Genomic DNA, 12,636 nt, shown 5'->3' with positions numbered 1-12,636 from the left:
GATATTCTTTGATAATTCCGGAATTAATTGCGGCATGGTCTTTTATTATTTTTTAATCAATCCCTTCATTTTCTATCCGATAAATTTTGCCCCGGCAATTCCAATTCCCGCACCCAATATCAACGAAAACAGTATCATTGGAACAATTGCTTTTTTGTCTTTTGGGTAAACAACAATCATAACCGGTATGGCGGTCAGTAAAGCGATAATCATTCCTGTCATCCATGCAGTTAATCCCCAATTCACAAATGGAATAATTAATCCAAGTGCGAAATAGTGTACAAAAGCTGAGATAGTATCCCGCTTATCAAGTTTCTGAATCATCATTGGAATAATGTCGATCAAACCAGCTGTAAGACCAATACCTATTGCTATCAAAAAATCATTCATTTCGTTATTTGTTTCGTTTTACTGTTTTTAATTCCCTAAATAAATTACTGTCCAATTTTGCTTTTTAATTTCAAGTTTAATTTTTAAAAATTGTTCTGCAAACTTTTTTGACTCCAAACGCCTGTCAATTATTGATATAGTTTCATCATTATATTGGGCTTTATTAGTCCAATTGTACGAACCATAAATCACTTTTTCAAAATCAATTATGCAAAACTTATTCTGCATTAATTTACTGAACTTATATCAAAATAGGTTCCAACTAGCGCTATCTGCCAAATGCACTATATCCTTTGTTAACAAAGGAAATTTTATACTTTAATCAAATTGTTTATAAACAATAAATTGTTATGATAATTCTCAATCTCTTCAGTTTCATACTTTTTCAGTACCATATTTTTAAGTTTAATCTTAATTTCTCTTCCGTTAGAATTTACATTAAAAACTAAGAACTTATTATTCAAAAATAAATCTTGAACATTCGAGTTTGTAAATATTGAATTTACAATGTTCGGATTATTGCTCCTGACTGAAAACGTTTTATTAAAAATTGGGTTTCCTGAATTAATTCTGTCTTTTGAAAATATCCGATCCATTAATTCACGTTGCCAAAAGTGAAGATAAAAATCTGACCGAACAGTTTTCTTAATAGTTAAGATTAATCCAGTTTGAGCTACTAATTCCTCTGGCTGGCTAAACAGATATGAAAATGTTTGATTAATAACAATTTTACTATTATCAAGTTCTTTCTCAATATTTATTGTAAGATACTGTAATGCTCCACCAGAGTCAATATCCAATTTAGTTGGAATTTTTAGGCTAGCACCAACCCCACTTGAAAAATCCTTGAAATTATTTAGTATTTCTGTTTTTATAACCTCTCTCATATTTTGTATTGATTCTTCATCCTTCTAATGTTTGCTAAACATATGTTGGCATGAAACGTTGCGCATTTTCAAACACAAATTCACCATCCAGATACTCTATTGATTAAATGTTATTTCGTTCAAGCACACCACTATCTTCGCAATGTTTTATGTCAGCTTGTTAGCAACTGGTTTTTTAGTCCAATTTATCAAATAATCTAGTTTTCATACTTCCTGCTAATACTGAATATGGATAATTTGATGAATTTAAATTGTATCCAATAATCAAGTATCCTTTTACATTTTCCTCTTCTTCAATTTGACCTACAATGTCATTTATAATTCCATCTCTTGTTTCTTTATCTGTATCTTTATATGGGTAGCCAACAAGTATATATTTTCTTCTTTCAGGTCCAAAATGCATAAATAAATAATTGTGTTTTTTTTCACACTCATCATTTATGACCATGCCCATTAATTGCTTTAGTTTCTTTTCATATTCAATTTGGTTTTCTTTTGGCTGATTCAATAAAATAAATGAGGAAACTAACCAGTTTTTAGAACTCGACTCAATTTTCGTTAAAAGGTCAGACCAATATTCTGTTTTTTGTAATGTTGGCTTCTCTACTTTAACATTTCTATGTTTTCCAATAAAATATGGGTCTAGTTCTTTTGATTTTAAAGTCAAATCTATGTGAAAATTCTCATCAAACTCAGTTTCCCCAATATTAAAACCATTATCCAAATAGAAACCAAATAAATCCATTTCATCACCTTGAAAATTAACATGAGCTTCAAATTCTCTTCTGCGTGATAGATAATGTATTTTTTCAGCTTGTGTAGTCAAAACCTCAAAAATAATTTCTAGGTCTGTATAGCTTATTGATGGTGCAAGTTCGCTTAGTTTATGAGATATAATGTTAGCAGATATCAGTTTCTTTAAATTACAGCCAATAAAACCTAGATTTGAAAGTGTTACCCCTAATGGAACATAAAATCTAATTTTTGAGCTATCAATATTATTTACGGTTCCTGATTTAGTTTTTAATTTATGAAGTTTAGGATTTTCTTTTAAAAAATTCCGGAAACGAATTGCTTGTTCGGAAGGCTCTACAACTAATTCCTTCATAGTTTTAAAAAGACGTTCTGGAGCACCTCTCTTGGCAGGAGGAGATATCGCTCCAGACTTACACTCAATAATTATAGCAAACTCTTCAATTAGTACTAATAAATCATTCTCATATAATTTATCATCATCGTTCCGTTTCCATAAACTTCCCTTGAATACTTGTGCTTTTGGGAATGATTTTCTCATTAAATTTTCGACCTTTTCTTCCAAATATTTGCCTTTAACTGAAAGATACTGCTTCTTTATTTTTGAATTTTCTGTTATAAAAGATTCAAGAATATCTAATGCAATATGACTAAACATATGTGGTATTATAGAAAAATATTTTTCTTCGTCTGTCTTAATAAACGGTTTTAAATGAACAGGATTATCTAAAAATATAAAATCCCTGTTTATCTCAGACAACTCACCTAATTGGTAACTTAGTTTATCTAAAATGTTTGAAATCTCGATTTCCGATATTTTATCTGATAAATAGTTAGACACCTCTGTAATACTATGAGAATAGACATCAGACAAAGAATAATCTGAATGTGCTAAAAACATTGTCTTAAGATTTTTAATATTCTTGCCTACACGAGTCCAAATTTCTTCTCTTTGAGTAGCATTTGTTTTAACGACATGTGGAAATGCTTCTTCATATTTAGTGAAAACACCATCACATTTTTTAGGTATTATAAAACTACGTGTTTTTTTAAGGTGATTATTTAATTTATTTTCATTCAATTCAATAATTCCTGATAATAAATCTAACATATGACTTGGTATAAAGCCAATACTATCTTTAAACACAGTCTCTACAAGATTTGCTAATTCTAAGGTGATTTCATCCATTTGATGAACATACGCCCAGTTTCTAACTGCTAATGTATGTACCATCATTTCTGTCCTAAGTACTATAGCACTTATATCCTCTTGACTTGATGCTTTCTCTACTAATTTAAAATAACTTGCAGACTGGGATTTATTTAGATTTTTTATAGTTGATTCAAAATCAGTTATTTTTTCATTTAGTGGTTTTGCAGAGATAACTTTCTCTGTCATCAATGCGACGCATTGTAATATTTCTAGATAAAAAGGAGGGAAATCAAGAAAACCGTCTATTGCTTCTCTATCAATTCCTTCTTCATGCTTCCCAAAATAATAAGCACAAAATGAGCAAAGATATAATGAATTGTATGCCTTAAAATATCCGATTAGATTTTCATATTCTTTTTCATATTCTTCCTTTGATTTATTCCCAATTTCAATAATTATTTCTAATCTCTTTTCAAAGGGAATATCTTCAGGAAAAGGATTTTCAATTCTTACGAATTCCTGTTTTACAACTTCATATGGTTTGTAAACCTTCTTGTTAATCTTTGCGTTTTTCTTTTTTTTCCTTTTCCTACTAACAGGCATTTCATTTTTTTTTATGATTAGGAGATTTCCTTACTTATTTCTTCTAAATAAAGCCATGGGCTTTATTTCATCTACATCTAGATAAATAAGGTGTAATTACCACCCCTTATAGAGCAATAAAAACACTTTTCTCATTTTCACCTTCCGAATCTACGAAACTCAAACTAGCTAACAAAACATTTATATCGCAAAATTTACAACTGCTTTTCAAGCAACATAAAAAGACATATATTCCCACAAATAAAAAACCCGGCTCTTTAAAAGAGTCGGGTAAACTTTACATTTACTTTTGTTACATCTGTTCTACACAAATATTTATTTTTTAAGCTACATTATTCCTTTTAAAATATTCAGAAATGATATAATCTGATAATTCATTCCCCCGATGATCCCAACCATAAATTCGGTTGTCAGTCATATGATGAGACAATATACATATCAGATAACCTTTTTCTGCATCAAAAAAATATTCAAATCCCCAGGGAGAGAATTTATAATACTCATTGTTATACGGCTTACTTGTTTTAAAACGCCCTTTTGTTTCTGATGATTGATGAGTTTCACCACACAAATTATAAAAATATTGTTTTTGTATTTCAGATAAGTTTGTATACATCTTATTGTTATTTAAAATGTTAACGGTGAATGGTTCTACGAAATACTTTGAGTAAAGTTTCCAATTTTACAGAAACACTACTAATTATTTCTTTTCCTTCTGTTGTATTATTTTTTCGTTTCCTCGATCAGCCCATGGAATTAAGGGCGATTGGTAATAGTTGATGTTCATGTACCCAAAACGTTCTTTCTGTTTTCCCAAACGAATCCTATACTCGTCCCAGCTTTTGTTGGTGTTCTTCGACCATCCTAATTCGGCGTAGCCCGGCAATCTTGGGAAAACAAGGTATTCAATGTCATCCATTGTTTCAATCGTTTCTCCCCATAATGGTGCTTCAATTCCTACAATATTTTCTTTACTGATGCCTTCCGCAAAGTTTTCAATGCTCCACTCGTAAGCCTTTTTCACATCCACATAACCCGCCCAATGCAAGCCTAACGGACAAATGGAATCGTATTGCATGTCGAGGTAAGCACGGTTGGCCGGCGACATAATGATTTTTACATTTTGATTTACGGCCTTTATTGCATTATCTGGCTTGGTTTGCCAAAATTGAGCCAGAGAGTTTTCTTCCAATTCGGCAGCAGCCACATCGGCCCACCCAATCATTTTTTTCTTGTGACTGCTTACAATTTTCTGCACCCGATTCACAAAGCTGATGTAATCTTTCTTTTTGGTTGCATTCGACTCGTCGCCGCCAATGTGGATGTATTCACCTGGTGTAAGGGCTGCCAATTCGCCAATCACATCATCAATAAATTTGTAGGTGATTTCCTTATCGGTGGCCAACGTACTAAAACCAACATTGGTGCCGGTGTACAAATCGGTAACCTTGTTATTGGCATTTAAACAGGCGTAGGAAGCCAAAGCAGCATTGGTGTGCCCTGGCATATCAATCTCGGGGATAACAGTTATAAATCTTTCCTGTGCATAGTTTACAATTTCGCAGTACTGATTCTGAGTGTAAAACCCACCTTTTTCGCCGTCAACCTGTGTACTTCCGCCATGAGTTGTTAAATTGGGCCACGACTTGATTTCGATTCTCCAGCCCTGATCATCGGTAAGGTGCAGATGCAGCACATTCATTTTGTATGCTGCAATCAAATCAATAAACCGCTTTACATCTTCAACTCCAAAAAAATGACGTGCCACATCCAGCATTGCTCCACGATACTGGTAATTTGGTGCATCCTGAATAATACCGCTGGCCAGTTCCCAAGGCCCTGCTTGTACACTATCCAATTCTATTTTTGCCGGCAGCAGTTGTCTGATGGTTTGCACTCCCCGAAACAATCCGGCTGGCTGATGCGCTTCCAGAACAACTCTTTTTTCAGTAATCTTTAATGTGTACGCTTCATCACCGGAAATAGTATCATCCGACAGAATCAGAACAATTCCTTTTTTATCTGCCGGATTTGTTACTCTTTTCACTTCGGTAGTAAATCCCGTTGACGGAGCAATCAGCTTTGCCAAATAATTTGCTACTTGTTGGCTGCCCTCCTGCTTTTCCTGCACATAAATTTTTGTTTTCGCAGTCCAGTCGAAAGAGCTGCCCGTTGCAAGAAGACTGGCAGGCTGAGGAATTAAATTTTCTTTTGCCAAATCCTTAGGAGTTGGTTTTTTGCATGAAAAAAGCAAGAGTGAAACAAGCAAAGCTTGTATCAGGAGAATTCGTTTGTTCATAAAAATGATGCTTAAAAGTTTGTTTCGCTTGTAAAAATAAGCGGATACCAAATTAACATCAAAACTCATCTTTTAAAATATATTTGAAATTTAATTCATTTTAAATTGGCAATGCATTCTATTCCTCGGTATTGTTTTTTGTAAAATCTTCGCGGGCATCTTCTACATTATCCATTTCAGGCCCTTGCTCAATCTTTCTCCAGTCGATGGTTTTATGGTATTTCTTCATCGACAGTTCGGCATCATAAATCCGGTTATCGTGAAGTTCCAATGTATAGGGCGTAAAATCGGGTTTATCCGTAAAAAAATCCTGTAATAACGAACCGGTTAGGTCGAAATGATTCACATAGGGAACATTTAAAATATTGTATATGGTTTTCAATATAGCTCCAAAATTGGCATGAGTATGCGAAACATATCCATGCTTTACATACGGCCCTGCCATCATCAAAACAGAACGGTGAGCATCAATATGATCCACTCCTCCCTGAGGATCATCTTCGGTGATAATTACGAGCATATCTTTCCAGTATTTTGTCCGCGATAAAAAATGCAGTACACGGCCAACAGCCAAATCATTGTCGACCATATACGACTGGCGGTACGGATATCCTTGTTCGGCATTAGGACTTGCACCATGATCGTTGGGAATCATCATGGTGATGAAAGGAGGCATTTCGTCGTTGCTGTCTATCCATTTCTTCGTAAATTCCAATTCGAACTGATCCATTCGGTATTGATCGGGAATGGACGTGTTGTAACCGGCATAATTATGACTGGTTCTTGTGAACAAGGCATTTTGCATGGGAATCATTACGCCATGAGCAGCACCTGTATTGGTATCGTACCATGCCTCGCGTTCGTGCCCGCTTTCGTTGGCCTGTCCGAAATTGTAGAATTCTATCTGCTGTCGTTCCAAGGCCTCCCAAAGTCCGCCTATTTCAGCATAATCTTCCGGATCTACACTTCCGATTGTTTTCGGAAAGCGTCGTCCTTCGGCTTTCGAAAAAGGCATAGCTGTTTTGTCTGTACTGGCATTGGATTCGACCCATTCATTGGGAATTACCCCAACCAACCAATGATGACCATGTACGGATGCATCGCTGTCGCAATAGTAATTGTCTGAAAAAGAAAATTGTTTGGCCGCTTTTATGTGATTGGGTGAAATACGCAGATTGGGAAACTGATTTTGAAGAGAGTCGGGCAATGTGTAAGTATTGTTAGTACCATACCGTGCCAATGTACTGTCGCCGGCAGCAACTTTCAACTGACCGAAAATCTCATCGTAGGTTCTGTTTTCCTTGGTGATATACACCACATGTTTAATCGGACTTTGGCGCAATCCGGGCAATTCAGGCAGAGGGTTTTTTCCATCCTCTTCAATAGTTGTTTCAATAAATGTATTATCGATCGATTGTTTGGTATAGCGGGCCAGTTCATCAACGCCGGGCACCTGTACTTTTTGAAAACTCCCCAACTGAATTTCACTCACCGAACTGCCCTGAACAGGCGGTACAAAACCGACCCCACCATTGGGACCTGCTCCCCAACCCCGGCAGGTAATGATGTAAATATTTTTTTCGTCGTTCGACAACTCCACTCTGGTTGGTCCCCAGCCCGAAGGAATTAAACCTTTGGTTGTTTTGCCCGGCACATCGATTACAGCAACGGCATTAAATCCCAAAAGGGCAACATACAGGGTCTTTTCATCTTTGGTCATTGTAATTCCAAATGGCAGCAAACCTCTAAGCTTATCAATACGTTGATCAACCTGAATAGGGATATGTCCGACTATTTTTTGGCTGGTATGATCTATTATTGTAATGTTATCGTTGGTGGCATTGGTTACATAGGCAAATTGTTTTCCCACAGCAATTGAGTTCGGACTTGCACCACCAACAACTTCGGCATCTTCTACTGTTTCTCCAATTAAATATCCTGTTTTAAATTTATTAATTACCTCATTTTTTTCCAGATCAATTGTAAACACACTCATGGCATCAGGATGATTCGGACTGCCCAGACCTGGAATCTGTTTGCCTTCTACCAATGTTCCATGAACCGATTCGGGTGTATTGTTTCCGTAAGGATGGTGCGAAATCAAAAGGTTTTGAATGTTTTCGGGTGTTGCTCCTGTAATAAGAGGGTAAGAATACATCCCCACATTGGCAACCAAAGCTTGTTTTTTGTCGGGACTTAAAGCAATGCCGAAAGGTTGGCGGCCAACCTTAACCGAAGCAGTTAGCTTTTTAGTGGCCAAATCGACACGAACCATTCTGAAATTAGCCCTGTCCAATACCAGCAATTCGTTTTTATCGGGATTCATCATCAAATCGGATGTAAAACTATCCTGATAATCTGTGCCATTCACTTTCCCATTCAATGAAATATCATCTGTCTTTTTCAGTTTCTCAACATCATAAATAACTACATCGCCTTTGTCTCCTCCGCTTAAATACACATATTTTGAATCGAGGGAAAAAGCAACACCTAAAAATGAACCTTTGGATAAAGGAGAAGGTATTTTTCCTTCGTAATCAGGTATTCGCTGTGCTGTTACCTGCATTAAATCGATAATCGTGATGACACCATTGTGCAGGGTTACGGCTTTTTTTCCATCTGGTGAGATTGCCATTCCATACGGATCGTTGGTGATGGGGATAACTTCACCTGCAGGAGTCACATAGCGACCACTTGGAAGCACCGACACTCCTTCTTTGTCAATCTTACAAAATTGATCTTTCCCCGGCACTTGTAATATTTTTACTGTTTTCACAGAATTTTTGCACCCAATAAACAGTACGATAAGAATTGCAGCCGTAAAAAATTTAAAATTCATGGAATTGTATTGAATGATGAAAAATGTTAGAAATAGATTCAGCTATAAACCTATAGAATATATGCCTCACAATTCAAAAAACAAGATTAAATTCTGATCAATTTTACATTAACTTTTCACATAACATTACTTTTTGTGTAAGGCTATTTTAGGACGAGACATATACCGCAAAAAAAGAGCGTTGAAAAAAAAATCAACGCTCCTTATTGTGATTATACCAATTTAATTTCAAAATAGACTTTAATTAAAATGAATTAATTTTTAGCTGTATCGAGGCGAAAAAGTAAAGCATAGCCATGTTACGATGCATCTTTTTTAACGAAGATATAGCTGAAAAGAAACATTTTATAAGGCATGTTTTGATGTTAATTTGGTATTGATACCCTTATCGATACTAAACTTATCTCCGTTTTTTATTTGTACTCCTCTTTTTTCTTTTTGTAATAGTTCTGCATAATATAGAAAGCCTTTTTCTTGGCTCCCGACTCCGAAACCAATCCTTTTCTGTTCCAGCCATCCTGCACATCGGGCAACTGGCGGAGTGGTGTCATAAAATCGACCAAAATCCATGGTGTTAATCCAACTACACCTTCAATTTTATCGAACATGGCCAAATTCTCCTGATACATATACTCCTGATATTCTTCACTCCAACGCGTTTCCTTATCGGCATGAAATCCTTCCAAAGCACCACCGCCAAACTCACTAATAATTACCGGCTTATTGTATTCTATTGTGAAGCGTTTGTTCCGGCAGGTTTCAGGCGATCCGCCGTACCATCCCTGATATTCATTAAAACTTACAATATCAAAAACTTCGGCAATCGGATCACTCACTTTGTAATTATCACCGGCCAGTCCATCTTCCCAACCATCTTTTTTGCAGGCCGCACTCAACAAACGGGTACTGTCCAACGAACGCACATGTGAAGCCACTTCTCTTAAAAAGTGATTTCGCGCTTCGCCGGGTACCGTTTCATTTGCAATGGACCAGATTATGGTGGCCGCTCTGTTTTTGTCTCTTCTGATTAACTCGGCATATTGAGTTTCCGCCTTTTTCAAAACCTCTTCACTCTTCCAGTCGATTCCCCAATACAATGGCAATTCTTCCCAAAGTAAAATTCCCATTTCATCGGCCAGACGAACAATATTTTCCTGATGCGGGTAATGTGCCAAGCGGGCAAAATTACAATCCATTTCCTTTGCCCAACCCAACAACAGCTTTGCATCATCCATTGAGTGCGCCCTATCTCTTCGAACCGGATTTTCATCATGAATGGAAACGCCGCGAAGAAAAACCGGCTTCCCATTTAACAGGATTTCTTTTCCCTGTGTTTCTACAGTTCTAAAGCCAATTCTATCGGTAAGCTCATCTTCTCCGGCAACCAGTTTTACATCGTAAAGCTTAGGATTTTCGGGCGACCACAAGCTCATCTTTTTTGAGCTAAATGCAAACTCGCCTCTTCCCTCTTTGTTTATGGAAACTTCGGTAACCACTCCTAATTCCTTAATTTCAATTTTTGCCTTGTCAGGATAATCACTGCCGGCAAGCTGAACAGAACCTTTCACCACACGCGTTTTTTTATTCAACGATTCCTTTTGCAAAACCAGTGTGTAATCATCGATATAGGTTTGAGGAACCTCCACAATTTTCACATCGCGGGTAATTCCTCCATGATTGTACCAATCGGTTACCATGGCTGGAATATAATCCTTCTCACGTCGGTTACTAACTCCTAAAATCAAAAAATTATCCTGCTCTTTTAGCAAATCGGTTACCTCAAAACTAAAGGGAGTAAATCCACCTTCGTGCACACCCAATTTTTTCCCATTAAATGAAAAGGTAGTTTTATAGTTTGCTGCCCCCACATATATAAATATTCTGGAGTTTTTATGCTTGGGCTGGTAATCGAAGGTTTTTCGGAACCAAATACTTCCTTCGTAATAATACAGCTCTTTTTTTTGCGAATTCCAGGAACCGGGAACCCATAAAGTTTGTGCGTCATCAAAACTGTACTCCACCCTATCGCTCTTCGATTTTGCTTTGCTGTTTTTATACAAAGGACTAAAACCAATCTGCCCGGTTTCATACTGATCCAAAATGTATTTCCATTTTCCGTTTAGACTTTGATTTGTTCTGCCGTTTACATTTGTAAGAAATGCCTCCTGCGCAAATAAATTACCGCCCCCAAACAACAGGCCAATAACTATTACCGATATAAATTTCGTGATTCTCATAATTGTATCGTTTAATGATTTCTAATCCAGAAAATATTCAATTCTGCTTTTAAAATCCGTGTAATGAATGTACTTCTCGTTTACCATCCACAACAAAACTGTTTTATCGCCTTTTTTCATGTTTTTAGGAACAATAGGACGAACATTATCATATTTCGAATGCTGCGTAATTGGAGTTACTTCCCAGGTTTTACCAAAATCTGAAGTGACTCTTTTCTCAATTTCAAAAACTCCGTTCACATTTCTCGATAAATAAATTGTATTAGGCTTTAATGGATGAAAAGTTAAACCCGCAGAATAATGCGGTTCCCGTTCCGTTTTTCCTTCGGGTGTTTGAGGAAACCATTTCCCCGAATTACAAATCTCATTATCGACCCATTCCCCTTTTATATATTGAGCGTAGTGATATAAATGTTCCGTTTCTTTCGGATAACAAGCATATAAAATAACCGGATTCCCTTTTTTATCAGCTGTAACATCGTAAACCCAAGCTCTTCCAGTTTCTTTTGTTGCCTTATAAACTACTGTTGCTTCTTTAGGCTCAAAAGGAATCTGATTTAAATCACAAATTTTTGTTCCATCAGCTCTCCAGAATGCACCCTTTTCGTAACAAGCGTAATAAACAGAATTGGTTGGTTCTTTTCGCGGATGTCCATCGGTAAATATGATGTGAATTTTAGATTTCCCATCGGAATAGTAGCGAACATAGGGGCGATTGTCATCGTTAAATGGTTGGTTCGTAATAAAAACCTGAGCCGGATTAAAAGTTTCGCCATTATCATCCGACCACATCATGTTGGGTTTAAATCCTGTCCAACGTCCAAAACAAAACAATCTGTTCTTTTCCTTTTTTAAAGCGATCGGGTTTGCATAAGTAACACACTTTCGCGGATACAACTTAAACTGCTCCTCGCTAAACACCTCTTTAAAGGAAGTTGCTCCAAAATCTTTTGAATCTCCTGTTGCCGACAATTTATTCATGCGCACAGCCTGATCGAAATGCTTGGTATAAAACATCAGCACATCTTTGTTGTTCAACTCAATAAAAGAAGGATTGGCATGATCGTCTCTATCCAATTTCGGACTTACCGTTTGAATGTAACTCGTTTTAGTTTCCAGATTCAAAGTCGCAGCTTCAATCGATCCATCGGAAGTGACCCAACCAGTTACAATTTCAGCCTTTCCATTGTGTTTGTAAATTGCTCCAGGTGCAGAAAACCAACACCAGGCACCGTCATTTGTCAATGTATTTTGTTGTCCTAAAACCAGGCTTGACATAAATAAGAAGCAGATGACCGCGAAAACTTTATTTTTCATCATTCTAATAACTATTTTAATTTGAAAATCATTCATTCTTCCAATTTGAAAAACTCAAATTATTTGTGCGTTCAATAATCCTTATTACAAATGAAACGATTCCTAGCATTTTGTTTATCTTTAACATTGCTTTAACGGTACTTATAACGGTTAACGTT

9 protein-coding genes are annotated in these 12,636 nt (G+C 36.3%); all 9 read right to left on the bottom strand.

What is annotated here, in order from left to right; genetic code table 11:
• Nucleotides 1-72 precede the first annotated feature (72 nt).
• Entirely contained in the window at nt 73-390 is a 318-nt protein-coding gene (locus tag QUH73_RS00445) for a hypothetical protein (protein ID WP_289528476.1), read from the bottom strand.
• A 27-nt stretch (nt 391-417) separates the two neighbouring features.
• Complete coding sequence (locus QUH73_RS20825; protein WP_124992708.1) at nt 418-618, bottom strand: phospholipase D-like domain-containing protein; 201 nt, start codon at nt 616-618, stop codon at nt 418-420.
• Nucleotides 619-701: 83 nt separating this feature from the next.
• A complete protein-coding gene (locus QUH73_RS00440; RefSeq protein ID WP_289528475.1) occupies nt 702-1,277 on the bottom strand; it encodes a hypothetical protein in 576 nt (191 codons plus the stop codon).
• Between the two features lie 175 nt (nt 1,278-1,452).
• Nucleotides 1,453-3,786 carry a hypothetical protein gene (locus QUH73_RS00435; RefSeq protein WP_289528474.1) on the bottom strand — a complete coding sequence of 778 codons (2,334 nt, stop codon included), beginning with the start codon at nt 3,784-3,786 and terminating at the stop codon, nt 1,453-1,455.
• Between the two features lie 322 nt (nt 3,787-4,108).
• On the bottom strand, nt 4,109-4,402 hold the full coding sequence (locus tag QUH73_RS00430; protein ID WP_289528473.1) for a hypothetical protein: 294 nt from the start codon (nt 4,400-4,402) through the stop codon (nt 4,109-4,111).
• An 84-nt stretch (nt 4,403-4,486) separates the two neighbouring features.
• Nucleotides 4,487-6,085, bottom strand: a complete 1,599-nt coding sequence (locus QUH73_RS00425) for a beta-N-acetylhexosaminidase (protein ID WP_289528471.1) — start codon at nt 6,083-6,085, stop codon at nt 4,487-4,489.
• A gap of 118 nt (nt 6,086-6,203) precedes the next feature.
• The gene (locus tag QUH73_RS00420; RefSeq protein ID WP_289528470.1) at nt 6,204-8,924 is read right to left on the bottom strand and encodes a bifunctional YncE family protein/alkaline phosphatase family protein; all 2,721 of its coding nucleotides are present in this window, start codon (nt 8,922-8,924) and stop codon (nt 6,204-6,206) included.
• Nucleotides 8,925-9,337: 413 nt separating this feature from the next.
• A complete protein-coding gene (locus QUH73_RS00415; RefSeq protein ID WP_289528469.1) occupies nt 9,338-11,161 on the bottom strand; it encodes a glycoside hydrolase family 2 protein in 1,824 nt (607 codons plus the stop codon).
• A 21-nt stretch (nt 11,162-11,182) separates the two neighbouring features.
• On the bottom strand, nt 11,183-12,481 hold the full coding sequence (locus tag QUH73_RS00410) for a BNR-4 repeat-containing protein (RefSeq protein ID WP_289528468.1): 1,299 nt from the start codon (nt 12,479-12,481) through the stop codon (nt 11,183-11,185).
• Nucleotides 12,482-12,636: the final 155 nt, after the last annotated feature.

Source organism: Labilibaculum sp. K2S, assembly GCF_030372765.1.
Lineage (GTDB): Bacteria > Bacteroidota > Bacteroidia > Bacteroidales > Marinifilaceae > Labilibaculum.
Note: the sequence above shows the minus strand (reverse complement) of the source record. Positions and strands in the feature narration are given on the sequence as shown.